Origin of the sequence: Isoptericola aurantiacus (assembly GCF_044769875.1) — a bacterium.
Lineage (GTDB): Bacteria > Actinomycetota > Actinomycetes > Actinomycetales > Cellulomonadaceae > Isoptericola > Isoptericola aurantiacus.
The window spans coordinates 264150-287937 of the sequence record NZ_JBJBAE010000003.1; the positions used below are offsets into that span (position 1 = coordinate 264150).

Annotated in this window: 20 protein-coding genes; 8 read left to right on the top strand and 12 right to left on the bottom strand. The window is 73.7% G+C overall.

What is annotated here, in order from left to right:
• Positions 1–44 precede the first annotated feature (44 nt).
• Entirely contained in the window at positions 45–1208 is a 1164-nt protein-coding gene (locus tag ACIQLL_RS11145; RefSeq protein ID WP_402466801.1) for a hypothetical protein, read from the bottom strand.
• A gap of 119 nt (positions 1209–1327) precedes the next feature.
• Between ACIQLL_RS11145 and ACIQLL_RS11150 the strand changes: the two genes are divergently transcribed.
• A complete protein-coding gene (locus tag ACIQLL_RS11150; protein WP_402466803.1) occupies positions 1328–2674 on the top strand; it encodes a SpoIID/LytB domain-containing protein in 1347 nt (448 codons plus the stop codon).
• Between the two features lie 14 nt (positions 2675–2688).
• On the opposite strand, the gene ACIQLL_RS11155 is transcribed toward ACIQLL_RS11150, so the two are convergent.
• Positions 2689–2865 (bottom strand): Trm112 family protein, encoded by a 177-nt coding sequence (locus ACIQLL_RS11155; protein WP_402467430.1) that lies wholly within the window; start codon positions 2863–2865, stop codon positions 2689–2691.
• A gap of 17 nt (positions 2866–2882) precedes the next feature.
• Positions 2883–4337, bottom strand: coding sequence for a phosphomannomutase/phosphoglucomutase (locus ACIQLL_RS11160; protein WP_402466806.1), 1455 nt, complete (start codon positions 4335–4337; stop codon positions 2883–2885).
• Positions 4338–4436: 99 nt separating this feature from the next.
• On the opposite strand from ACIQLL_RS11160, the gene manA reads away from it, so the two are divergent.
• Entirely contained in the window at positions 4437–5645 is a 1209-nt protein-coding gene (gene manA / locus ACIQLL_RS11165; RefSeq protein WP_402466809.1) for a mannose-6-phosphate isomerase, class I, read from the top strand.
• Between the two features lie 93 nt (positions 5646–5738).
• Here the strand turns inward: manA and ACIQLL_RS11170 are convergent, their stop codons facing one another.
• Positions 5739–6113: a DUF3499 domain-containing protein gene (locus ACIQLL_RS11170; protein WP_402466812.1), complete on the bottom strand. Its 375-nt coding sequence runs from the start codon at positions 6111–6113 to the stop codon at positions 5739–5741.
• A gap of 67 nt (positions 6114–6180) precedes the next feature.
• On the opposite strand from ACIQLL_RS11170, the gene ACIQLL_RS11175 reads away from it, so the two are divergent.
• On the top strand, positions 6181–6645 hold the full coding sequence (locus ACIQLL_RS11175) for a metallopeptidase family protein (RefSeq protein WP_402466814.1): 465 nt from the start codon (positions 6181–6183) through the stop codon (positions 6643–6645).
• A gap of 3 nt (positions 6646–6648) precedes the next feature.
• Here ACIQLL_RS11175 and ACIQLL_RS11180 read toward each other — a convergent pair whose 3' ends face one another.
• From ACIQLL_RS11180 to ACIQLL_RS11190, 3 genes are read right to left on the bottom strand one after another with little or no spacing between them, the layout of a single operon-like run.
• Complete coding sequence (locus tag ACIQLL_RS11180; protein ID WP_402466816.1) at positions 6649–8259, bottom strand: DUF5719 family protein; 1611 nt, start codon at positions 8257–8259, stop codon at positions 6649–6651.
• Positions 8256–11576 carry a glycosyltransferase gene (locus ACIQLL_RS11185; protein ID WP_402466818.1) on the bottom strand — a complete coding sequence of 1107 codons (3321 nt, stop codon included), beginning with the start codon at positions 11574–11576 and terminating at the stop codon, positions 8256–8258. Before ACIQLL_RS11185 ends, ACIQLL_RS11180 begins: the two co-directional genes overlap by 4 nt.
• Before the next feature lie 48 nt (positions 11577–11624).
• On the bottom strand, positions 11625–11963 hold the full coding sequence (locus ACIQLL_RS11190; RefSeq protein ID WP_402467433.1) for a WhiB family transcriptional regulator: 339 nt from the start codon (positions 11961–11963) through the stop codon (positions 11625–11627).
• Between the two features lie 174 nt (positions 11964–12137).
• Here ACIQLL_RS11190 and ACIQLL_RS11195 point away from each other — a divergent pair, with 174 nt between their 5' ends.
• Positions 12138–12884 carry a TIGR03089 family protein gene (locus tag ACIQLL_RS11195; protein WP_402466821.1) on the top strand — a complete coding sequence of 249 codons (747 nt, stop codon included), beginning with the start codon at positions 12138–12140 and terminating at the stop codon, positions 12882–12884.
• A gap of 47 nt (positions 12885–12931) precedes the next feature.
• On the opposite strand, the gene ACIQLL_RS11200 is transcribed toward ACIQLL_RS11195, so the two are convergent.
• Entirely contained in the window at positions 12932–14266 is a 1335-nt protein-coding gene (locus ACIQLL_RS11200) for a UDP-glucose dehydrogenase family protein (protein WP_402466824.1), read from the bottom strand.
• A gap of 163 nt (positions 14267–14429) precedes the next feature.
• Here ACIQLL_RS11200 and ACIQLL_RS11205 point away from each other — a divergent pair, with 163 nt between their 5' ends.
• The 3 genes from ACIQLL_RS11205 to ACIQLL_RS11215 all read left to right on the top strand — a co-directional run bounded on the left by ACIQLL_RS11205 (position 14430) and on the right by ACIQLL_RS11215 (position 19279).
• On the top strand, positions 14430–16520 hold the full coding sequence (locus ACIQLL_RS11205; RefSeq protein WP_402466826.1) for a peptidoglycan recognition protein family protein: 2091 nt from the start codon (positions 14430–14432) through the stop codon (positions 16518–16520).
• Between the two features lie 75 nt (positions 16521–16595).
• On the top strand, positions 16596–17930 hold the full coding sequence (locus ACIQLL_RS11210; protein ID WP_402466828.1) for an LCP family protein: 1335 nt from the start codon (positions 16596–16598) through the stop codon (positions 17928–17930).
• A gap of 5 nt (positions 17931–17935) precedes the next feature.
• Complete coding sequence (locus ACIQLL_RS11215) at positions 17936–19279, top strand: LCP family protein (RefSeq protein ID WP_402466830.1); 1344 nt, start codon at positions 17936–17938, stop codon at positions 19277–19279.
• Between the two features lie 118 nt (positions 19280–19397).
• Here the strand turns inward: ACIQLL_RS11215 and purE are convergent, their stop codons facing one another.
• Positions 19398–19919, bottom strand: coding sequence for a 5-(carboxyamino)imidazole ribonucleotide mutase (gene purE, locus ACIQLL_RS11220; RefSeq protein WP_402466833.1), 522 nt, complete (start codon positions 19917–19919; stop codon positions 19398–19400).
• Positions 19919–21088, bottom strand: a complete 1170-nt coding sequence (locus ACIQLL_RS11225) for a 5-(carboxyamino)imidazole ribonucleotide synthase (RefSeq protein WP_402467436.1) — start codon at positions 21086–21088, stop codon at positions 19919–19921. The genes purE and ACIQLL_RS11225 overlap by 1 nt, the downstream gene beginning before the upstream one ends.
• Positions 21089–21240: 152 nt before the next feature.
• On the opposite strand from ACIQLL_RS11225, the gene ACIQLL_RS11230 reads away from it, so the two are divergent.
• Positions 21241–21726, top strand: coding sequence for a GtrA family protein (locus tag ACIQLL_RS11230; protein WP_402466836.1), 486 nt, complete (start codon positions 21241–21243; stop codon positions 21724–21726).
• A 7-nt stretch (positions 21727–21733) separates the two neighbouring features.
• Here ACIQLL_RS11230 and ACIQLL_RS11235 read toward each other — a convergent pair whose 3' ends face one another.
• Both ACIQLL_RS11235 and ACIQLL_RS11240 read right to left on the bottom strand, forming a co-directional pair.
• On the bottom strand, positions 21734–23083 hold the full coding sequence (locus tag ACIQLL_RS11235; protein WP_402466838.1) for an ATP-binding protein: 1350 nt from the start codon (positions 23081–23083) through the stop codon (positions 21734–21736).
• Positions 23084–23089: 6 nt separating this feature from the next.
• Positions 23090–23776 carry a response regulator transcription factor gene (locus tag ACIQLL_RS11240; RefSeq protein WP_402466840.1) on the bottom strand — a complete coding sequence of 229 codons (687 nt, stop codon included), beginning with the start codon at positions 23774–23776 and terminating at the stop codon, positions 23090–23092.
• Positions 23777–23788: the final 12 nt, after the last annotated feature.

The window sequence follows — 23788 nt, forward strand, 5'->3', positions numbered from 1 at the left end:
CGGGAGAGCATCTCGAGCCGTGGCGGCAGTCGCGTCGAATGGGTTCAGTAGTAGCCCCTGACCAGCACCTGCACCGCCCGGGACAGACGACCGGTGGCACGACGCCAGAGGGCTCGGTCCTGATCGTTCCGGGGCGTGGTGGCGGCGTCGGAGGGTGGAACTGCCGGCTTCAGCGCGCCGCCTCCCGTGGGCGTCCCCGGGCGTGTCCGCGCCTTGCTTCCGGCCAGGTCGACCAGGGCGTCCATCAGGTGCCGCTCCATCGCCGTCGACTCCGCCTCGACCCGGCTGTCGGCGATCACGCCGGCACCGCCCTCGACCGTGAGTCGCTCGTCAGGGAAGAACGTCTCGTTGATCCACCTGACCTCGTCGTCGAACTGGTGATGCAGGTGGTCGAGGTCTTGCTGCGTCAGCTGGAGCCTCCGGCCGTCGGGCGGGGCGGGACGCGCCATCAAGGCATCGCTGAGCGCCCACGCTGCGCTCTTCTGCCGCAGGTTCCGGTTCGCGTGTCGCATCAGCTCGAGCTCGTGCACGGTGAGGGACCGGTTGACGAAGCCGGCTCCCAGATCGAGCGGGACGGCGGGGTCCAGACGGAGCACGGTGGAGAAGAACCCTGGAACCAGGTGCGCCCGTTCGGTGTCGTAGTGGAGCACCCTCACGTTCTCGACACCGAGCACATCACGCAGGTGTTGGAGCCGGCTGCGTAACGGGGGCGCATAGCGGGCCGGCTCACCGTCCCGGCCGAGGTAGCCCTCCAGGTCGCTCGTCACTCGATTCTTCTTGACCCCCTGGGCGTAGACCGACAGGGCGTGCCCGGCGATGTCGCGGAGGTAGACGGCCACCTGCAGCGTGACGCCACGTTCCTCGAGGAGCTGGGCCAACGCAGTGATCCGGTCGGGGCTGAACCGGAACAACAGCTCGGACGAGTAGAGAACGGTCGGGTCCTCCGTCGCATCGAGCTCGCGCAGGAGGGTGGCGAGAGCCGCTAGCGCCTGCTCGTCGTTCGCCCGGCCGCCCTGGCCGAGATAGGGCAGGAGCGCATTGCCGTTGCCGCTCACGACCTCACCGCTCAGCGCCCGGGCGTCGGACGACGACATCGGGTAGTGGACCCCGTGCTCGCGCAGCACGTCACGATTGCGCACAAAGGCGATCTGGAGGGCTGTGGAACCCGTCTTGTTGATTCCGAGGTGCAGGAGGAGGCGACGACTCACGACTGGTGAGCATAGAGGAAGGGGACCGCGGACGCCCCGGACCAAGAGCATCGAGATGCTGATGACCCGAGGCTGGGGCACAGTGAAATGACAGAGGCGGTCTCTCGGAAGGTTCGACCATGAGCAAGTCCTGGGCAACGCGGGTGACCGCGGTCTCGATGTCTGCCGTGCTGGCACTCGGTCTTCTGGCGGCCCCCAGCAGCGCCGAGAGCGGGCCGATCCAGGTGCGCGAACGTGTCGCCGCGGCGACGACCCCAGCGCCGGAGGTCTTCCGGTTCTACGGGAGCGGTTACGGCCACGGGGTCGGCATGCCGCAGTACGGTGCCTTTCAAATGGCACGCGAGGGCGCCACCGCGACGCGCATCCTGAAGCACTACTACACTGGTGTAGGCACCCCGTACCTCACCACGCCGATGAACATCCGCGTCCAGGTCTATGGGCCTGACCCATACTCGTTCTCCGGCTACGGCGACACATCGGCGACCACCACGGTGACCATCGACCGCGGAGCCTGGCGAGTTCGCAACGGCCATGGCACCACGCTCGTCAACGGCACAGGCGGCGCGACCCTCAACGTCTCGAAGACCACCTCGGGCAAGGTCAAGGTCAAGACCGGCGGCAAGACCTATTCCGCCGGCGTCACACGCATCTACTGGTCCGGCACCCGGTACTACAAGAAGGGCGGCACCGCGGCCGTCGCCCAGGTGCAGGGTGCCCACGGCACCTACCGGCACGGACGTTTGACGGTGACAGTGAAGAACGGTATCCCTAACATCACCAATGACGTGCGGCTCAATACTGAGTATCTCTACGGGATCGCGGAGATGCCCTCTTCCTGGGGCCTCTCCGGAGGCGAGCGAGCACTTCGAGCGCAGGCGATCACAGCCCGGTCGTACGCATTGTCCAAGCTTTCCAACAAGGCGGCGTGTCGTTGCCATGTCGTGGACGACGTGCGCGACCAGAACTACACCGGCTGGAAGAAGGAGAACGAGGGGGCCGGTGGCCGCTACGGCAAGTTGTGGAAGGCTTCGGTTGATCTCACCCGTACTTCGACGACGCGGGCCAGGGTTCTGACGTATCGCGGTCAAGCCGTCGCCGCACACTACTATTCGTCGAGCGGAGGACGCACCGCCGACTCAGAAGATGTGTGGACGTCGGTCGTTCCCTACGAACGCTCCGTCTCTGACCCCTACAGCCGGCGGGCGCCGGGGAACTCTTACGCGACGTGGACGCGAACGCTCACCCAAGCCAGCGCGAGCGACCTGTTCGGACTGCCGAAGGTGGTCTCGGTCCGCGTGACCGCGCGGTGGCCGAGCGGTCAGGTGCGCAGCATCACGGGCACGAACCGGCGGGGCACCACCTCCACCCTCTCCGGCAAGGCGGACAAGATGCGGTCGGTGATCGGGCGTGCCACCACGGCTGGGTCGCTCCCAGCGTCCTGGATCACGTCGATCCAGAAGAACTGACCCGGCGGATCGCCTCAGACCTCCCGCGCCTCCCCCTCCAGCAGGACGGGGATGCCGTCGCGCACCGGGTAGGCCAGAGGACGCTCGGGGTCCGTCGACCGCAGCTCGGGCGCACCGTCCGGTCCGACGGCGTCGACCAGCTCCGCACCCGTCACCGGGCAGCGCAGCACGGACCGGACCCACGGGTCCATCCAGGGGGTCTGCGGGCTCACGTCGCGTCCTCCTCCCGCACGAGCGACAGCACGTCGTCGCGCACCTTGATCATGATGTCCTCGTCGGCGGCCTCGACGTTGAGCCGCAGCAGCGGCTCGGTGTTGGAGGCCCGCAGGTTGAACCACCACTGCGGGTGCAGCCCGTCCCAGTGGGCGACGGTCAGGCCGTCGAGGGTGTCCACGACCGCGTCGGGGTAGGCCTCGTGATAGACCTCACGGACCCGCTCTGCGGTCGCACCGGCGTCGGCCACCGTGGAGTTGATCTCCCCGGAGGCGCTGTACGGCGTGTACATCTCGGCCAGCGCCGAGGCGGGGTGCGGTTGCGAGCCGAGCGCCCCGAGCACGTGCAGCGCGGCGAGCATGCCGGTGTCGGCGAACCAGAAGTCGCGGAAGTAGTAGTGAGCCGAGTGCTCGCCGCCGAACACGGCGTCGTGGGCGGCCATCTCCGCCTTGATGAACGAATGGCCCACCCGGGTGCGCACCACCTCGGCCTCGGCGGCACCCAGCAGGTCCGGCACGGACCGGGAGGTGATGAGGTTGTGGATCACGGTCGCGGTGCGACCCGCCGCCTTCTCCCGCTCGACCTCGCGCAGCCCGACCAGGGCCGTCACGGCGGACGGGGAGACTGCCGCACCACGCTCGTCGACGACGAAGCAGCGGTCGGCGTCCCCGTCGAACGCCAGGCCGAGGTCCGCCTCCTGGGCCACGACCGCGGCCTGCAGGTCCAGCAGGTTCGCCGGCTCCAGCGGGTTGGCCTCGTGGTTCGGGAACGAGCCGTCGAGCTCGAAGTACATCGGGACGAGCTCTACGGGCAGCTCCGCCAGCCCGGTCGCCGTCCCGAGCACGGCGGGGGCCGTCAGCCCCGCCATGCCGTTGCCGGCGTCGACCACCACCTTCAGCGGCCGGATCCCGGAGAGGTCCACCAGCGAGCGCAGGAAGGCCGCGTAGTCCCCGAGGAGGTCCTGCTCGGTCAGGTTCCCCGTCACCGCGTCCGACGCCGGGCCGTCCGGTCCCCCGGCCCCACCGGCGTCGAGCAGCTCCTGCGCGACCCGGCGGACCTCCGCCAGCCCGCTGTCCTGCCCGACCGGGCGCGCGCCCGCCCGGCACAGCTTGATCCCGTTGTAGCGCGCAGGGTTGTGCGAGGCCGTGAACATGGCCCCGGGGGCGTCCAGCCGCCCGGAGGCGAAGTACAGCCCGTCGGTGGAGCACTGCCCGATGAGCACGACGTCGACACCGGCGGACCGCACCCCGTCGGCGAACGCGGCGACCAGCTCCGGCCCGGAGTCCCGCATGTCCCGGCCGATCACGACGCGCGAGGCCCCCTCGGGGACTGCCACGACGCGCGCGAAAGCCTGCCCGATCGCCCGTGCCGCCGTCGGCGACAGCTCGTCCGGTACGACTCCGCGCACGTCGTACGCCTTGATGATGCGGCCCAGGTCCAGTGCGTCCACCGCCCCAGCCTACGGGGACAGGGCACACCCCTGCCCGGGCCGCCACGGCCGGCGGAGCGGGTGACGACGGCGGGCGGGGTCCTGTGGTTGGCTGTGGCCGTGACCGAGCTCTACCCGCTCGACAACCCCGTGCAGCGCTACGACTGGGGCTCGCCGAGACAGATCCCCGAGCTCCTGGGCGTGCCCGCCGACGGCCGACCGGTGGCCGAGCTGTGGCTCGGCGCGCACCCCAGCGCACCCAGCCGCTCCGGCGGAGCCGCGCTGGGCGACCTGGTGCGGTCCGACCCCGAGGGGATGCTCGGTCGGCGCGTGAGCGACCGGTTCGGCCCGCGCCTGCCGTTCCTGCTCAAGGTGCTCGCGGCCGAGCGCGCGCTGTCGTTGCAGGTCCATCCACGTCCGCACCTGGCACGGGCCGGCTACAACCGCGAGAACGCGCTCGGCATCCCGCTCGACTCACCGGAGCGCTCGTTCCACGACGACCAGCACAAGCCCGAGATGGTCGTCGCGCTGACGGAGTTCGAGGGTCTCGCCGGTTTCCGCACGCCACGCACCGTGCTCGGACTTCTCGACGGCCTCGACGGACCGCTGATCGGCCGGGTCCGTACCGCCCTGGAGGCCGACAGGACGACGAGCGGCGTCCGCCAGGCCTTCGTCGAGCTCCTCACCGCGAGAACGTCCGCAACCTGCGCCGACGTCGTGGGCGCCTCGGTCCAGGCGGTACGCGACCGGCTGGCGTCCGGCTCACCGTCCCGACGCGCCGACGCGACCGTCGTCCGGCTCGCCGAGCAGCACCCGGGAGACCCCGGAGCGCTGGCCTCGTTGCTGCTCAACCGCGTCACGCTGGACCCCGGGGATGCGCTCTTCCTGCCGCCCGGCGAGGCCCACGCGTACCTGTCCGGCCTGGCGGTCGAGGTGATGGCCTCCAGCGACAACGTCCTGCGAGCGGGGCTCACCTCCAAGCGGATCGACGTCGACGCGCTTCTCGAGTGCGCCTCGTTCGCCCCGCGCCGACCCGCGACGCCGGAGATCACCACGTCCGGTGGCCGCGGCCAGGTGCACACCTACCGGGTCCCCGTGGCCGAGTTCGCCCTGACGCTCGCCGACGTCGATGCCTCCGAGGACGTCACGCTCCCCCAGGCCGGGCCACGGATCGTGCTGTGCCTCGACGGGTCGGTCGAGCTCACGTCCGACCGGTCCGACGACGGCCCCGCCCGGCTGCACCGCGGCGAGTCGGTGTTCGTCCCGCACGACGCCGGGAACCTCACTCTGGCGGGGTCCGGCCACGTGGTCTGCGCCTGGGTGCCGTAGCCGATCCGACCCCGTCGCCCTCGTTGTGGGTGCACGACGCGCCGACGGCTCGATCCTCGAGGCGGCGCGTCGTGCACCCACAACGAGGTGGGGTCAGTCGGACTCGGCGCGCAGGACCCGCAGGTGCCCGCGACGTGCCGTCTCCGTGACGCCCTCCGGCTCGGGCACGGGGGCTGCGACGTCGGCGGCCCGGCCACCCCGGCCCGCCTCGCGGACCGCCTCGGCGAGCGCCGAGAGATCGTCCTTGGACGGCGGCGGGGCGACGAACTCGGGCTGGAGCCGCACGACCTCCCAGCCCCGCGGAGCGGTGAGACGCCCGGCGTGCACGGAGCAGAGGTCGTAGCTGTGCGGTTCGGCGCGCTGCGCGAGCGGTCCCAGCACCGCGGTGGAGTCCGCGTAGACGTAGGTCAGCGTCGCCACCGCTGCCTGCGTGCATGCTGTGCGCGAGCACTGCCTGACCGATCTCACCCGGGGAGGATACGCCCGCAGCAGCACCGCCCGCTCCCGGCGCGCCGTGCGTGGATACCCTCGTGGGGTGAACAGTGTGCAGCCCACCGGCGCCGGGGTCCCCGTGCCGTCCGCCTCCCCGTCCGGTCCCCGACGGCGGGACCGGCGCGGTCGGGGCATCCGGGGTCCGCTGCTCCCCCCGGACGCGCCGGCCCGGCGCACCCGTGCCGAGCAGTTCGACGACACGGTGCTCGGGGTGGTGCAGCGCATCGAGCGGCGCTGGCCGGCCGTGTCCGGCACCGAGCTCGCCGTCGAGGACGTCCCGCCGTCGGACCCCGCGCCCTGGGAGGACAAGGGCGTCCCGCTCGGCCGACTCTTCCCCGCCGAGGCCGGGCAGCCCGCGCGGATCGTGGTCTACCGCCGTCCGGTCGAGTCCCGCGCGCTCGACGGTGACGACCTGGTCGACCTCGTCAACGACGTCGTGGTGGAGCAGGTGGCCCAGCTCCTGGCGCGCACCCCCGAGGAGATCGACCCCGACGCCGACCGCCGCTGAGGCTCAGGACGCGTCCACGCGCCGCACGATGACGTCCCCGGGGCTGGGGAGCGCCGGCGTCGGGTCCAGCGTCGCCACCAGCGTGCCGCTGTCCCCGGTGCCGTCGTCCCCCGCCAGCCGGACGCCCCAGGCGAGGCTCGGGCCCGCGGCGGCGTCCGCCGGCGCCTCGACGACGACGGCCACCTGCGCACCGACGTCGGACGCCGGCAGCTCGACGGTCGTGCCGGCCTGGACGGTGACCTCGCGCTCGTCGGCCACCGCACCCTCGGCGTCGAGTCCGCGCACGGTGACCGTGACCTCGCCGACCACGTCGGCGTCGGGGTCGCGGTCGTCGGCGCCGGGCACCGCGGACAGCACGACGGTGGCTCCCGCGCCGCCGTCCGGCAGCGCCACCTGCCCCGAGGTCGACGACCCGCTGTCGGAGAGCGACCGACCCGCGTTCCACGCGACGTCGTAGGGCGTGTCCTCGATCACGGCCTTCTCCGGCGCGGTGCCCGGCACGGACATCCGCGCGCCGGCGGTCACGGGGACGTCGGCGTCGACCGTCACGGTGTACGTGCCGGCCCCGAGACCTCCGAGGGGGACGCCGACGACCGTCCCCGGCTCCAGGTCCACCTCTTCCGCGCCACGCAGCCGCACGGGTCCGTCGGGCCCGTAGACGCCCACCCGTGCGCTGCCGGCGTCCTGCCCGGGCGCCACCAGCCACAGGACGGGGGCGTGCTCGTCGTCGAGGTCCTCGCCACGGGAGACGACGCCGGTCACGGCGAGCGACCGTGCCGGAGCCGCGCCGGGTTCCACGAGGTCCACCCCGGCCGGGACGAGCCCGTCGATGCCCTGGGTCTGCAGGCTCGCGGTCACCCGGGCGCCGACGGCCGTCACGTGCACGGCGAGCCGCCGCTGCTCGGGAGCCAGGGAGTCGAGCCGCACCACGGTCTGCTCCCCCGCCGCCACCGTGAACGTCCCCTGGCCGCCGACGGGGACCGCTCCGGCCGGCCCGAACACCTCGAGCGTGACGGCGGCCGGGCGCGGGCTCGGGTTCTGCACGGCCAGCAGGGCGCTCGACCCCACCTCGCTGTCGCCGCCGACCAGCCAGTGGTCCGTGGCCGGACGTCGGCACGACGCCGCGGCGAGGCCGCGCAGGTCACCGGTGGCGGTCCGCGAGGACACCGCACCGGCGGCACCGAGGGTGCCACCGGACTCGGGGGTCGCCCGGAGCGCTCGGACCCCGGCGGCCTCACCGGCCGTCACGGCGGCGTCCGGGCCGGGCGCCAGGTCCGACCGCCGCGAGCCGTCCAGGCGGCCCAGCGTGATCGCCCCGGACGCCCCGGAGATCGCGGCGGCGAGCCTCGACCGCGTCTCGACCGGCGTCGCACCGAACTGGTCGTCACCCACGTCCGCCCCGCGGGGCAGCCGGACCGGACGGGGGCACACGAGCACGTCCTCGCCCGGGTCCACCGCCACCTCCTGCTGCCCGGATCCCACGGCGGTCCGGTCGGCACCGGTCCACCGGTCCACCCAGGTCTCGCCGACGGCCGCGGTCGCCGCGAGGACCCCGGCGGCCACCAGACCCGTGGCGGTCACCGCGGCCAGGCGGCCCAGGCGTGCAAGTCTCATCGGGACCTCCGTCGCCCGACCGGCAGGGCGAGCAGCAGATAGACGACCAGGAGGAGACCCCCGGCCACGAACCACGGCGCGCGGGCCGGCACCTCGTGGTGGACGGCCAGGTGACCGCCGGCCGCACCGAGCTCGAAGACCTGGCGGCCGTCGGCCTCCACGGCGGCCAGGCGACGACCGTCCAGGGTGGCGTGCCAGCCGGCGTCGGCACTCTCGGCGAGCACGAGCACCCGGTCGGCCGCCCCGGTGCCGAGCACGTCGTCGACCACGGTGCCGTCCGAGTCCACGGCTCGCTGCGGCACCGACTCCTCGCCGTCCTGCGGCACACCGGCGTGCACGGTCGCCCACGACGGCGGCGGGCCGTCCGGACCGACCCGCCACAGCAGGGTCCCGCCCTCGGTGGTCCGGGTCAGCCCGGGCACGAGGTCGAGCGTCGTGGCCAGCTCGGCGTCCGCACCGGGGGGCACCTGCACCGCGCCGACGCCGAGGCCGCTCAGCCGTCCGGCGACGTCGTCGCCGCGCCCCGTGGCGAGCCGGGCCACGGTCGCGTCCAACGCGGCGAGGTCGGTCCGTTCCGGCGCCGGCACCAGCCCGGCGTCCCGGGCCCGCACCACCACCGAGGAGTCGAGCAGGCTCGAGCCGTCCGTGTGCATCAGCGTGTACTCCACCGCGCCGTCGACCTGGTCGAGCTGCAGCACGCGAGCGGCCTGCGGCGCGGACTGCAGCTGGCGCCCGACCGCGGGGACGACGCCCGCGTGCGCGGCCTGCAGCTGCGCGACCCCGCCGTCGGCGACGTCGTCCTGCCACCAGGCCGCCAGCCCCAGCACGGGCACCGCCAGGGCGACGGCCGCCAGCGCACCGGCACCGGTACGCCGCCAGGGTTGTCCGCCGCCCGCCGGGACGGCACACAGCGCCGCGGCCCCGAGGCCCAGCAGCAGGACCGACAGACCCGCGCCCGGCCAGCCGTGGGCCGCGACGACGGCGCCGTCGACGTCGGTCGCCGCCGCCACCACGGTGCCCGCGGCCGCCAGCGCCGCCACGAGCCCCAGCACGGACAGACCGACGGCACATCGCACCGCCGTCACCCGGCCCCGGACGAACAGCCCGGCCAGGGCCAGCACGAGCACACCGGCGCCGAGCAGCCAGGGCACCACGGCCAGCACCGTCGGCAGCAGACCTGACCCCGGCCCCCCGGACCAGGACAGCGGCCCGGCGAGGCCGAGCAGCAGCGCCAGACCGTCCGACGTCGTCGCGGCCACGGGGGCACCGGGTTCGGCCAGCGGCAGCCGCCACCCGCCGTCGGACCACGTGGTGGCGACCTGCCACCAGAACGGCAGCGCCACGACGAGCGCGGGGACCGGGATCAGCAGCAGGTGCCGCCAGTGCCGCCACGCGACCGCCAGCCCGCCCACCACGGCCAGCAGGGCGACGGGGAGCAGCACGGGTTCGGCGCACGCCGCCACGGCCAGCAGCAGCCCCGCGGCCGCCGTCGCCCCCAACGACCCCCGGCGGGGGCCGGCGGGGACGACGCCGTCGCGGGCCTGGGCGCCGACGGCACGGACCGAGGCGAGGAGCACCCACGGCAGCAGCAGGTGGGCCACGACGGCGGCGAGCCGACCGCTGCCCAGGGAGTCGAGGAACCCGGGCGCGGCCACCCACACCAGCGCGGCGCCGGCCCGCGCCCACACGGACCGGGTCAGGGCGCCCGCGGCGTACCAGCCGCCCAGGGCGGCCAGGGGCAGCGCCGCCACGACCAGGACGTTCACACCCGTCTGCGCGCTGCCTCCCGCCAGGGCGCTCAGCAAGGACACCACGAGCAGCCAGGGGTCCGCCGGAGCCCGCGTGCCCAGGCCCTCACGCACCCAGCCGGACGTGGCGGCGTCGAACGTCTCGGAGAAGGACGCCGGCGCGGGCAGCAGGGCGCCACCCACGATCCGCCCGCCGTCGGCCAGCACACCCTGCCAGGGAGCGAAGGCCGCGACCGCGAGCCCGGCCGTCGCCACCAGCACCAGCACCAGGCCCGTCCGCCGGCGCCGTGCCAGGTCGTGCAGCTCGGCGCGCTCGAGGTCCGTGGGCTGGCGCCGCACCTGGTGGGCCTCGGCGCGCATGAGCCGCGCCTCGCGCCGTTCGGCGGCGACCTGGCGCCAGTCGGCGCGCAGCGAGCGCAGCACGCTGCGGGGCTGGGTCCGGGTCCGTGCGGCACGCCGCCGCCCACGGGCCAGCGGCACGACCCGCAGGACGGTGACGACCGGGGCGAACAGCTCGTCCCGCGCGCCGGCAGGGTTCTTCAGCGCCAGCCGGTAGGCGGCGGCGAAGGGCGCCCAGACGACCATCGCCACCATGGCCAGCGGCACCAGCGGCAGCGGGACCGACACGAGCCGGGAGTACAGCCGGCTGCGCCGTCGGGCGTAGGCGGAGACCTCGATGCCCCGGCGGGTCCGCGACGCCCGGTGCCGACGTGTCCGGCGCAGACCGCGCAGGGACGCCTGCGCGTGGTGGACCACGGCGTCCGGCACGACGACGACCCGGTGCCCGGCCAGCCGGGCCCGGCGGCACAGGTCCAGGCTGTCCCCGAACTGCCCGAGCTCCGGGTCGGTGCCGCCCAGGTCCGTCCAGACCGACCGGCGCACCAGCGCACCGGCGAGCCCCACCGCGAGCACGTCCTCGCGGGCGTCGTGCTGCCCCTGGTCGATCTCCGTGTCGTCGATGCCGGTCATCCGCCGACCGAGCGGGGAGACGGTGTAGCCGACCTCGACCAGCAGGCCCGGCCGCGTCGGGTCAGGCAGTGCGGCGCGGCCGTCGGCGTCGAGGGTCCAGCGACGCTGCTTGCAGCCCGCCACCGCGACGGCCGCCGAGTGCTCCACGGCGCGCAGCAGGCGGCCGAGCGCGTCGGGGGCCGGCGCCGCGTCGTCGTGCAGCACCCACAGCCACGTCGGCCCGGCGGGGTCGTCCACCGTGCCGGGCCCGCCCACGTCGTCGGGCGCGGTCCCGACCAGCGCACGGTCCACGGCCTCGCCGAAGGTGCGCGTGCCGGCCGCGGCGACGAACCGGCGGCCGCCCATGCGCAGGTCCGGGTGCAGTCCCGTGGAGGCCGCCGCGTCGGTGTCGACGACGACCACCTCGTCGGGCGCGCGGTCCTGGGCGGCGACGGCGTCGAGGGTCGCCTGGAGGAAGGGCGTGCGGCCGTGGGTGACCACCACGGTGGTCACGGTGACGGCGGCGCGCGGGCTCGCGCCGTCGACCGCCACGGGGCCGGGAGCCGCCTGCGGGGCGGCCCCGTCCCGGGCGGGGGCCTGGGTCAGGTGCGGAGCAGTCATCCTGTCCGCCATGATGCGGCGCCGAGGCGGCGTCGCGTGGGATATCCGTCAGACGGCGCGCCGCTTCAGCTTGCGACGCTCCCGCTCGGACAGACCTCCCCAGATCCCGAACCGCTCGTCGTGCTCGAGCGCGTAGTCCAGGCATTCGCTCCGGACCTCGCAGGAGGCGCAGACCTTCTTGGCCTCACGCGTGGACCCGCCCTTCTCCGGGAAGAAGGCCTCCGGGTCGGTCTGGGCGCACAGAGCTCGTTCCTGCCACCCCAGCAGGGTCTCGTCGTCGACGACGTCACCCTGGCCGAACAGCGGCAGGACCGGCGCGATGCGGTCCGGTGCGCTGCCGACGTCAGACGGGAAGACCTCCTGGTCCCCGTCGAGCAAGTTCCACATGGCGTGCCCCTCCATGCCGTTCTCGAAGAAACTGCATACATGGAATTACACGCGTGTCATCAACGGTCGTCAAGCCGAAATGTGCTACGCGCCTCACCTGCACCACCTGTTCACACCCGTCTGAGGTCCGCATGAGGTAGATCTGAGGCGCGTCACCCCTCGTAGGCTGGCACGGTGACCACCGCACCCACCACCGTGACCGCACTCCTCGCCCGCCTCGCCGCCTCCGGAGGACGGCCGGCCCTGACCTGGTACGGAGATGACGGCGAGCGCATCGAGCTGTCCGGAGCGGTCGTGGGCAACTGGGTCGCCAAGACCGTCAACCTGCTGTGCGAGGAGTTCGACGCCGGGCCCGGCACCGACGTCGTCGTCGACCTCCCCGTCGGCTGGCGCCAGGTGGTCTGGGCACTCGCCACGGCCCGCTGCGGCGCGGCGCTGGTCCAGGTGGATCCCGCCGCCACGGCCGACCCCGCCGCCCGGCACGAGGACGCCGACGTCGTGATCACCTCGAGGCCCGGGGCGTGGACGGGAACCTCGGCGGAGCTCGTCGCCGTGGCCCTGCCCGCCCTGGCCCGGCGCTTCGACGGCGACCTGCCGCCCGGCGCCGTCGACGCCGCGGCCGCCGTGATGACCTACGGCGACGCCATCGGGTTCGACCCCGCGGCCGGCACCGACCTGCCCCTGGACGCCCTGATCGGATCGACCGACGCCGGGACCGCGGGGGGCGAGGCCGCGCCGACCGGCGGCCGCGTGCTGGTCCGCGGCGACCGCGACGTCGCCGCGCTGCTGGCCGAGGCCGTCGGCGTCTGGTCGCGCGGCGGGTCGGTGGTGCTCGTCTCGGCACGGACGACGGCGGAGCTCGATGCGGACGCCGAGCGGCTCGGACGTCTGGTGGCCACCGAGCAGGTCACCGGCGTCTGACCGGGGGGACCTGCGGCGTCAGCACGGGCCGCGGGCGCCCGGGGACCTCAGCCGACGGGTCCTCCGGCCGACTCCTCCGCGCGGCCGAGCGCCCGGTACGTCCAGCCGGCACCCTGCCAGACGGACCGGTCCAGGGCGTTGCGTCCGTCCAGGACGTTCCGCCGTGCCACCCGCGCCGCGACACGCGCCGGGTCGAGCTCGCGGTACTGCCGCCACTCGGTGAGCACCAGCACCACGTCCGCCCCCGTCAGCGCGGTGTCCAGGTCCCGCTCGTACCCCAGGCCGGGGTGCTTGGCACGCGCGTTGTCGATCGCCTGCGGATCGTGCACGACGACGTCCGCGCCCAGCTCGCCGAGCCGCGCCGCCACGTCGAGCGCCGGCGAGTCGCGCACGTCGTCGCTGTCCGGCTTGAACGCCGCGCCCAGGACCGTGACGCGGGCACCCTCGATCGTGCCGTCGAGCATGCCCGCGGCGAGATCGACCATCCGCACCCGGCGGCGCGTGTTGATCGCGTCCACCTCGCCCAGGAACGCCACGGCCTCACCGGCGCCCAGCTCGTCGGCCCGCGCCATGAACGCGCGGATGTCCTTCGGCAGGCATCCCCCGCCGAAGCCGAGACCCGCGTTGAGGAACCGGCGCCCGATCCGGGCGTCGTGTCCGATCGCGTCGGCGAGCTGCGTCACTTCGCCGCCTGCCACCTCGCACAACTCGGCCATCGCGTTGATGAAGGAGATCTTCGTGGCCAGGAACGAGTTGGCCGCCACCTTGACCAGCTCGGCCGTGGGGTAGTCCGTCACGATGCGCGGCGTCGGCTCGGACAGCGGGGCCGCGTAGACCTCGTCCAGCACCGCGGTGGCCCGTTCGCCCGCAGCCCCGGCCGGGACCCCGTAGACGATGCGGTCGGGGTGCAGCGTGTCCCGGACGGCGAACCCCTCGCGCAGGAACTCCGGGTTCCACACCAGGGTCGCTCCCACCGCCTCGACCTGCCCGGCCAGCCGGCCCGCCGTCCCCACCGGCACCGTCGACTTGCCGACCACGACGTCACCCTCGCCGAGGTGGTCGACCAGGCCCCGGACCGCGGCGTCGACGAACCGCAGGTCGGCCGCGAGCGAGCCCGCGGACTGCGGCGTGCCCACACACACGAAGTGCACCCGGGCGCCGGCGACCACGCCCGGGTCGGTGGAGACCGTCAGTCGGCCGGAGCTCTGGACGCGGGTCAGCAGCTCGTCGAGGCCCGGTTCGAAGAACGGGGCCTTGCCGAGGGCCAACGACTCGACCCGGGCGGCATCGACGTCCACGCCGACGACCTCGTGCCCCAGGCTCGCCATGCTCGCCGCATGGACCGCACCCAGGTAGCCCAGACCGGTCACGGAGATCCGCATGCCGGCGAGTCTAGGACGCGGCCCCGGACCCCGACAGGGCCGGTGGATGACACCACGGTGAACTCTGCGCGGCGCCGGATCGGACCGGTCGGACATTCCGTTCACCTGCCGCTTGTCCGGACCCGATCTGCACCGACGGTTGCCCGGCCGTAGCGTGCCGTGTGTGACACGCCACATCTCGCGGCACGCCGCCGTCAGCGGCTCCGTCGTCGGCCTCCTCGTGCTCTCCCTGACCGTCCCGGCGTCCGCCGGCGCCATGCCCGTGCCGGTCGTCCCGGCGGACTCGGCGGCGGCTGCCTCGCCGGTCGACACGGACGACGCCCCGGCCGAGCCGTCCGGGAGCGACCCCGAGCCGGTCGCGCCGAGCCTGCGCGAGACGACGTTCGAGGAGGCCGACGCCGCTCCCGCACCGTCGTCACGGCGCGGGGACACCTCCGACGACGCCGACCGTGCGGCGGCCGACCCCGAAGAACCCGAGCTGGTCGCCACCGCTGCGGTCACCGGGTTCGGGGTGGCCGGTGTGACCTGGCAGGGCGACCTCGACGACCCCGACGGCGTGGTCGTCGAGATCCGGACCACCGGCGACCGTGCGACCGACCCCGCCTGGTCCGCCTGGGAGGAGATCGCCGTCGAGCCGTCCCCCCAGGGCACGATCGACGGCACCGAGGCCGTCGTGGTGGGTGACGTCGCCCAGGTCCAGGCCCGGGTCACCGGACCTGCGGCGGGCACCGTCCGCGATCTCGAGCTCTCCGTCGTCGATCCGGGAACCTCCGCCGCGGACGACGACGTCGCGGTCCCCGAGGAGTACTCGGGAAGCGGCGCCGCCGTGTCCTTCGGGGTGCCCGGCCGACCTGCGATCGCCTCCCGTGCGGCCTGGGGTGCGGACGAGTCGATCATGACGTGGACCCCGCGTCAGGGCGACGTCCGCGGAGCCGCGATCCACCACACCGCAGGGACGAACTCCTACACCAGGAGTCAGGTGCCCGGCATCATCCGCGGCATCTACGCCTATCACGCCAGGACCCGGGGCTGGGGAGACATCGGCTACAACTTCCTCGTCGACAAGTTCGGCCGCGTTTGGGAAGGACGGGCCGGCGGCATCTCCCGCCAGACGATCGGTGGTCACGCCCTCGGGTTCAACGCGAGCACCACCGGGATCTCGATGCTCGGCAACTACGAGACCGCCACGCCGTCGAACGCGGCCGTGAGCGCCGTGGTGAACCTCGCGGCGTGGAAGCTCGCCCGGCACGGCGTGCCGGCCTCCGGGACGGCCGTCATCGAGGGCACCCGCCTGAACCGGATCTTCGGGCACCGCGACGTCGCGTCCACCGCCTGCCCCGGCCGGAACCTGTACCAGCGCCTCGGCGAGATCCGACGGCGCGCCCAGGCCCGGCAGAACACGACCCTGGACGTTCCCGACGGCACCTTCGTCACGGACCCGCGCGGGCGGCTGGCGCTGTACGAGAACGGTCGCAAGCACATCGCGACCTGTTCCATGGTCCGGGCCTACGGCGGGCGCTGTGCCGACGCCCTGCCCGTCTCCGCGTCCCGGTGGGACGCCGTGCCCGGTGGAGGTCGCCTGCGCCACACCGTCCAGACCCCGGACGGACGCCTGTACTGGGTGGACGGGGGCGAGAAACGGCAGGCGTTCGACGACCTCGCGCTCCAGCGCAACGACAAGGTCAGCACGCGAGTCGGCATGGCGCGCAGCGCCCTGGACCTCGTGCCCTACGGCAAGCCGGTCCTGCGGGGAGGCGTGATCGTGATCGATCGGTCCTCCGGAGACCGCAGCCTCGTGACGGTCCGCGGCAGCCACGGCTCGTTGGGACCCGGCCTCCGCCACGACACGCCACTGGCCGGCATCGTCCAGGGCGAGCTCGACCGGAGGAGCATCGCACGCATCCGGCACGTGCCGTCGACCACCGGAGTGATACGGCGAGCCAACGGCAGGGAGTTCGTCCTCGCCCTCGACCGGCTCGTCCGCATCGACGGCACAGGGCACGTCCGCCCCACCGCCGTGACCCAGGACTGGGGCAAGGGACTCATGAAGCAGCTGCCGCGGACGATCCGCGCCGAGGACGACACCGTCTTCGTCCGAGAGAGAGGCCATGATCAGCGATACCTGATCAAGGACGGCGTGCTGCACCCCGTGACCAGGTATCGCGCGCGGGTGCTCAACGGCGGGTCGCACCCCACCGTCCACGAGATCCTGAAGGTCACGAAACGGCAGTTCCCCACGGGTTCGAGGCTCTGACCCACACAGTTCCTCTACCTCCTCGGCCCGCGGACGCCGCAGACAGACCGCCCGAGGCATCTATGCTCACCTACCGTGAAAGCCTCGCCCGCCCGCCACGTCGCCCCGCGACGCGTACCCGTCACGGGACCGTCGCACGCCCGTGCACGGGCGCAGCACCCGGTGCTGCGCGCGATCGGGCTGGTCATGACGGCCGTGCTCGCCTTCGGCTGCGTCGGTGCCGCCACCGCCGCCGTCACCCTGACGAACAACATCGACGCCGTCGACGCCGAGGCCGCGCTCGGGACCGATCGGCCCACGAAGGAGCCGCCGTCCGACCCGTCGGCCGGCGAGGCGCTCAACATCCTGCTCCTCGGCTCCGACTCCCGGGGCGGGGACAACGCCGAGGTGGTCGGCGACGGCACCGAGGGCGCCCGCTCCGACACCACGATGATCATGCACATCGCGGCGGACCGCTCCCGGGTCGAGCTCATGTCGATCCCCCGCGACACCACCATCGACGTCCCGAGCTGCCCGACCTCCTCCGGCGCGGAGACGCCGGCGTTGTACGGCGTGAAGTTCAACGCCGCGTTCGCCCAGGGTGTGCTGTACGGCGACGACGTCGAGTCCGGCGCGCTGTGCACCATGAAGACGGTCGAGACGATCACCGACGTCCGGATGGACGGGTTCATCGTCATCGACTTCTCCGGCTTCGAGGACATGATCGACGCCCTGGACGGCGTCGAGCTCTGCATCCCGAACGACGTCTCCTCGGCCAAGGCGGGTCACCTGGAGCTGCAGGCCGGCGTCCAGAACCTCGATGGCGCGACGGCGCTCAAGTACGCCCGCGCCCGGACCGGCGAGGGGCTCGGGGACGGGTCCGACATCGGCCGCATCGCCCGCCAGCAGGAGCTCATGGCGGCGCTGTCCCGCACGGTCCTGGGACAGAACCTGCTCACCGACTCCCCGAAGCTGCTGAAGTTCCTGCGGGCGGTCACCGGATCGCTGACCATGAGCAGCAACCTCGCCTCGATCCAGGGACTCACCGGTCTGGCGTACAGCGCCCGCGGTCTGCGACCTGAGACGATCGCGTTCATGACGGTCCCCTGGCAGTACGACCCGTCCAACCCCAACAACGTGGTGCTCACCGACGAGGCGCCCGCGGTCTTCGACAGCCTGCGGGACGACAAGCCGCTGAGCGACGCCATCGAGACCGAGAAGAAGTCCGGCAAGAACACGAAGAAGTCGGGCGACGACGCCTCCTCGGAGGACTCCGGGACGACGGACGGGGCGACGGCGACGGACGACCCGACGGAGGCCACCGACACCGGGGACGACCAGGACGCCGCCGACGAACCGAGCCCGACCAGGACGCGCGAGGCGGGCGCGGAGGCCTTCACCGGTGCCGACGTGACCTCGGTCTGCGGGTGAGCGGCATGAGCGACGACCGGCGCATCCCCCCGAGCTTCACGCCCTCCGGCGGGCGGAGCTCCCGTCCCGAGCGGGACGGCGACGCCATCTCGGTGGGTGGCTCCAGCAGCCCCGCCCGGCCGCCCCGGGTGGGTCGCCGCGACGACGCCGTCCCCCTGGAGGGTCGCGAGCCGCGGGTGCGCCGCCAGTCGTCACGGGAGATCCCGGTCCAGCCGGAACGGCGCCCGGCCACCCCGAACCGCCGTCCCCAGTCCTACGCTCCCGCCGTGGGCAGCACCCGCCGCAACGCCGAGCGACCGCCGTCGCAGCAGCCCGCGCCGTCCCGCGGCGTCACCGGCACCAGGGTGGCCCCGCAGCGCCCGGCCCCGTCGCAGGCCGCGCCCGCCCGGGGCACGGGCGACGGCGGCATCCGGGTGCGCAAGGGGCGTGTGGCCGTGCTGATCCTCTGCCTGGTCCTCGTGCTGCTGCTGGCCTGGCCCGTGGGCCTCGTCATCTGGGCCAACGGCAAGATCGAGCACACCGACGCACTGTCCGGCGCGGCGAACACCCCGGGCACCACCTACCTGCTCGCCGGTTCGGACAGGCGCGGCACCGGAGGGGTGAACGACGGCACCTCCGGGGCCCGCACGGACACGATCATGGTGCTGCACAAGCCCTCCAACGGCCCGACCGCGCTGATCTCGATCCCGCGGGACACGTACGTGGACATCCCGGGCGAGGGCATGAACAAGATCAACGCCGCCTACGCCTGGGGCGGTGCGCCCCTGCTGGTCGAGACGGTCGAGGGTCTGACCGGCCTGACGGTCGACCACTACGCCGAGGTCGGGTTCGGGAGCCTGGAAGAGCTGGTCGACGCCGTCGGCGGCGTCGAGCTCTGCCTCGACTACGACGTCGACGACCCGAAGTCCGAGCTCGTCTGGAAGTCGGGCTGCCACGAGGCCGACGGCGCCACGGCGCTCGCCTTCTCGCGCATGCGCTACTCCGACCCGAAGGGCGACATCGGACGGGCCGAGCGCCAGCGACAGGTCATCGCCGCGGTCTCGGAGAAGGTCGTGCAGCCGAGCGTGCTGCTCAACCCGGTGAACCAGGTCCAGCTCGTGGAAGCGGGCACCGACGCGCTCCTGGTGGACGAGGACACGGGCATGGTGGATCTCGGCCGGCTCGCGCTGGCCTTCAAGCAGGCCACCGGACCCGACGGTGTCACGGGGACACCGCCGATCGCCGACCCGGGCTACGACCCCGGCACCGGGGTGGGGTCCACGGTCCTGCTCTCCGACGACGCCGAGAAGTTCTGGGCGAAGATGGCCGACGGCGACCTCAAGCCGGGCACCACCGTCGGCGGCCTCTGAGAGCGGGCCCCACGGTCGAGGAGAGCCGGACCGGCGCACGGTCGTCAGACCGGAAGCGGAGCGCCCCCTGGGGCGCGTGAGCGCGACCGCGCGCCGGTCCGGCTCGCCTCGACCCGCATCAGCGGCCCGCCCGCGCAGCCCGCAGCCGCTCGCCCTTCGCGTGGGCGACGTCGCGCAGATCGGCCTGGAACGCCACCATCCGTTCCCGCAGCGCCGTCGACTCCGGGTCGGTCCCGGCGCCGAGGATCTGCGCCGCCAGCAGGCCCGCGTTGCGGGCGCCGCCGATCGACACCGTCGCGACCGGCACACCCGCCGGCATCTGCACGATCGAGAGCAGGGAGTCCATCCCGTCCAGGTGCTTGAGCGGGACGGGCACCCCGACGACGGGCAGGGGGGTGACGGCGGCGAGCATGCCGGGCAGGTGCGCCGCTCCCCCGGCGCCGGCGATGATCACCCGCAGCCCGCGATCCGCGGCTCCGCGGCCGTAGTCGATCATCTCGGTCGGCATCCGGTGGGCGGAGACGACGTCGACCTCGCAGGCGACGTCGAGCTCCTCGAGCGCGTCGGCCGCCGCCTCCATGACGGGCCAGTCGGAGTCCGACCCCATGACGATCCCGACGACGGGCTGGTTGTCGCTCATCAGTGCTCCTCGCGGTTCTCGGGGGTCGCGACGTCCTCGCCGCGCAGCAGTGCGGCCGCGGCCAGGGCACGACGCCGGACCTCGTCCAGGTCGTCGCCGCTGACGTTGACGTGTCCCAGCTTGCGGCCCGGGCGGATGCCCTTGCCGTACAGGTTGACGTGGGCCTCGGGGAACCGCTCGCCGAGCGCGGGCAGGGCGTCGGTGAGCCGGTCCAGCGACGAGCCGAGCACGTTGGCCATCACGGTCCAGCGGGCCGTCGGCTCCGTCGCGCCCAGCGGCAGGTCCAGGACGGCACGCAGGTGCTGGGCGAACTGGCTGGTGATCGCGCCGTCGATCGTCCAGTGGCCGGAGTTGTGCGGTCGCATCGCGAGCTCGTTGACGAGCACCTGCGTCCCGCCCTCGGCGGTCGGCACCTCGAACATCTCGACGGCGAGGACGCCCGTCACGTCGAGCCCGTCGGCGACCTGCACGGCCACGTCCCGGGCCTGCTCGGCGACCTCCACGCCGAGGTCCGGCGCCGGCGCGATCACCTCGGCGCACACGCCGTCGCGCTGGATCGACTCGACGACCGGCCAGGTGCGGACCTCGCCGGACGGGCGGCGTGCGACCAGGACGGCCAGCTCGCGCACGAACGGGACCTTGTCCTCGACGAGCAGCTCCGGGCCGCCGTCGACGTGCGCGGCGATCCAGTCGTCCACCTGCTCGGCGCCGGTGACGACCCGCACCCCCTTGCCGTCGTAGCCGCCGCGGGCGGTCTTGACCACGGCCTCGCCGCCGGGCGCACCGGCGAGGAACTCGGCGAGCGCGGCGCGGGCGTCGGCCGGCTCGGAGGGCAGGGCCGCCCAGCGGGGGCACGGCACGCCGAGAGCGGAGAGGCGGCGACGCATCACGATCTTGTCCTGCGCCTGCACCAGGGCGTGCGGGCCGGGCCGCACGGGCACGCCGGCCTCGACCAGGTCGGCGAGCAGCGCGTTCGGGACGTGCTCGTGCTCGAAGGTCAGCACGTCGGCCCGAGCACCGCCGTCGGGCTCGACCAGGGCACGGAGCGCGGCCTCGTCCCTCGCGGCACCGACCGGGGCGTCGACCACGACCTGGGCCGCCGCCGTCGTCGGGTCCTCGACCAGGACACGCAGGTGGACGCCGAGCTCGGCGGCGGCCGGTGCCATCATGCGGGCGAGCTGCCCGCCGCCGACGACGGCGACGACGGGGGGAACGGCGGAGGCGGAGGGAGACGTCACGGGCCACGAGGATACCGGCCCGCCGGGAGCAGCCGCCCGCCGGCTCACCGCCGTCGCCGGTCACGGCCGCTAGGCTGGCCCACATGCCCGACGCCCCCGCACCGGCCACCCCCCGCCGGGGGGCGTGGCCGAACCGCCTGGCCGCCGCGGTCTGGCGGCAGCGGGTCGAGCTGCTCCGGTTCGGCACGATCGGCGCCCTGGCGTTCGTCGTCGACTTCACCGTGTTCAACCTCATGCTGCACGGTCCTGTCGACGTGCTCGCGCACAAGCCCGTGACCGTCAACGTCATCGCCACGGCCGTCGCGACCGTGGTGTCGTGGCTCGGGAACCGGTACTGGACCTTCTCGGCACGCCGGACCCGGCGCAGGGTCCGCGAGCTGCTGGAGTACGCGGCGGTGAACGTCGGCGGCGTCGTGATCACGTCGGCCTGCCTGGCGTTCTCCCGCTACGTGCTCGGACTGGACTCCGCCCTCGCGGACAACGTCGCGGCCAAGGGCGTCGGTCTGGTGCTCGCCATGATCTTCCGGTACGTCCTGTACCGCACGGTGGTGTTCCGCGGGGAGGGCTGAGAGCCCGTCACGCGCGCTCGTCGTGGTGCAGCCAGCCGCGCCGGCGGCCTCGGGAGGAGATGGTGGTCCCGGGCGGCAGCACGATGCTCGGGTCGAGCGTCCGCGGCACCCCGACGAGGAAGATGCGGAAGACCGGCGGGCGCCGTTGCGCGAGCTCGAGCCGCCCGCCGTCGGCCGCCACGAGGTCTCGGGCGAGCGCGAGACCGAGGCCCGTGCTCCCGCCGGACGAGGCACCGCGGTCGAAGATGCGGGGGGCGATGTCGTCCTGGACACCGGGCCCCTCGTCGGTCACCTCGAGGGCGACGGCGCCCTTCGGCCCGGACGGCTTGGACCGCACCGTCGTGGTGCCGTCGCCGTACTTCAGGGAGTTCTCGAGCAGGGTGGCGATGACCTGGGCGAGCGCCCCCGGGGTGGCCAGGACACGATGCTCGGCGGCGACGTCGACGACGAGCGCACGCTTCGCCTGGGCGAAGGTGTCCGCCCACTCCTCGTGCTGCTGGCGCACGACGTCGAGCAGCACCACCGCCTCCGTGGTCCCGCCCGTGGAGCGCCGGGACGTGGCCAGGAGATCGTCCACGACGGTGACCAGCCGCTCCACCTGTTCCAGCGAGACCCGCGCCTCCTCGACCACGCCGTCGTCGTCGGAGGTCATCATGATCTCCTCGAGCCGCATCGTCAGCGCCGTCAGGGGCGTGCGCAGCTGGTGGGAGGCGTCCTGGGTGAACTGCCGCTCGGCGGCCAGCCGCCCCGCGAGGCGGTCGGCGCTGCGGGCCAGCTCGGCGGCGACGAGGTCGATCTCCTCCACGCCCGACGGCTCCAGGCTGGGCCGTACCTGGCCGGACCCGAGCTGCTCGGCCGACGCCGCCAGGTACACCAGCGGCGCGGAGAGCCGGTTGGCCTGCCAGACCGCCATCGCCACCCCGGCTCCGATGGCGACGACCCCCGCGACGACCACGAGCGCCACGATCTGCGCGGCCTTGACGTACACGCTCCAGGCGGAGACCTCGAGGGACACCCAGGCGCGGCTGTCACCCGCCTCCGTGGCCTTGACGATCGTCGGGGGGTCGAGCACCTCGCCGTACATGAGCTGCTCGCCGTCGGGCAGGCTCACGGTGACCCGCGCCGGCAGGTCGCCGGAGCGACCCTGGGCGGCGTGCTCGAGCTGTTCGTCCGTCGGCCGCTCCTCGTTCTCGACGACGCGGTCGACCGTCGCGGAGAACGTGTTGGCGCGGTCGGAGATGCGCTGCTCCTCGCTGGCGACGACGTAGCGGGCCGTGAACAGGCCCAGCGGGACGCCCAGGAGGATCACTGCGACGGCGACCGCCGAGATCGTCGCCAGCAGGACGCGACGGCGCACCGGACCTCAGGCCTGCTGACCGAGCTCGAACCGGAAGCCCAGGCCCCGAACGGTGGAGACGTAGCGCGGCGAGTTGGCGTCGTCGCCGAGCTTGCGGCGCAACCAGGACACGTGCATGTCCAGCGTCTTGGTGGACCCGACGGGGTCCGAGCCCCACACGTCCCGCATCAGGGTGTCCCGCACCACGACCGAACCCGCGTTGCCCACGAGCACTCGCAGGAGGTCGAACTCCTTGGTCGTCAGGTGCAGCTCCCGCTCACCCTGGAACGCCCGGTGGGCCGAGACGTCCACCCGGACGTCCTGGGCCCGCAGCTCGTCGTCCTCCGTGGCCTCGCCGTGGGTGCGGCGCAGCAGCGCCCGCACGCGCGCGAGCAGCTCGGCCAGGCGGAACGGCTTCGTCACGTAGTCGTCGGCCCCGGCGTCCAGGCCGACCACCAGGTCGACCTCGTCCGCCCGCGCCGTCAGCACGAGGATGGGTGTGGTCAGCCCGCGGCCCCGGATCTCCCGGGCGACGTCGAGGCCGTCGACGTCCGGCAGACCGAGGTCCAGGACCACGATGTCCGCGTCGCCGGCATGGTCGATCGCGCCTTGACCAGTTCCTTGCACGACGACGTCGTAACCCTCACGTGTGAGAGCCCGCGCCAAAGGCTCGGCAATCGCCGGGTCGTCCTCGGCCAGAAGTACGTGGGTCATTCCCTCATGCTA

Excerpts from the sequence above, each read along its gene's own strand:
- ACIQLL_RS11150 (WP_402466803.1), top strand. The coding sequence starts at position 1,328 with ATGAGCAAGTCCTGGGCAACGCGGGTGACCGCGGTCTCGATGTCTGCC.
- ACIQLL_RS11155 (WP_402467430.1), bottom strand. The coding sequence starts at position 2,865 with ATGGACCCGTGGGTCCGGTCCGTGCTGCGCTGCCCGGTGACGGGTGCG.
- ACIQLL_RS11180 (WP_402466816.1), bottom strand. The coding sequence starts at position 8,259 with ATGAGACTTGCACGCCTGGGCCGCCTGGCCGCGGTGACCGCCACGGGT.
- ACIQLL_RS11185 (WP_402466818.1), bottom strand. The coding sequence starts at position 11,576 with ATGACTGCTCCGCACCTGACCCAGGCCCCCGCCCGGGACGGGGCCGCC.
- ACIQLL_RS11190 (WP_402467433.1), bottom strand. The coding sequence starts at position 11,963 with ATGTGGAACTTGCTCGACGGGGACCAGGAGGTCTTCCCGTCTGACGTC.
- ACIQLL_RS11200 (WP_402466824.1), bottom strand. The coding sequence starts at position 14,266 with ATGCGGATCTCCGTGACCGGTCTGGGCTACCTGGGTGCGGTCCATGCG.
- ACIQLL_RS11215 (WP_402466830.1), top strand. The coding sequence starts at position 17,936 with ATGAGCGACGACCGGCGCATCCCCCCGAGCTTCACGCCCTCCGGCGGG.
- purE (WP_402466833.1), bottom strand. The coding sequence starts at position 19,919 with ATGAGCGACAACCAGCCCGTCGTCGGGATCGTCATGGGGTCGGACTCC.
- ACIQLL_RS11225 (WP_402467436.1), bottom strand. The coding sequence starts at position 21,088 with ATGATGGCACCGGCCGCCGCCGAGCTCGGCGTCCACCTGCGTGTCCTG.
- ACIQLL_RS11230 (WP_402466836.1), top strand. The coding sequence starts at position 21,241 with ATGCCCGACGCCCCCGCACCGGCCACCCCCCGCCGGGGGGCGTGGCCG.
- ACIQLL_RS11240 (WP_402466840.1), bottom strand. The coding sequence starts at position 23,776 with ATGACCCACGTACTTCTGGCCGAGGACGACCCGGCGATTGCCGAGCCT.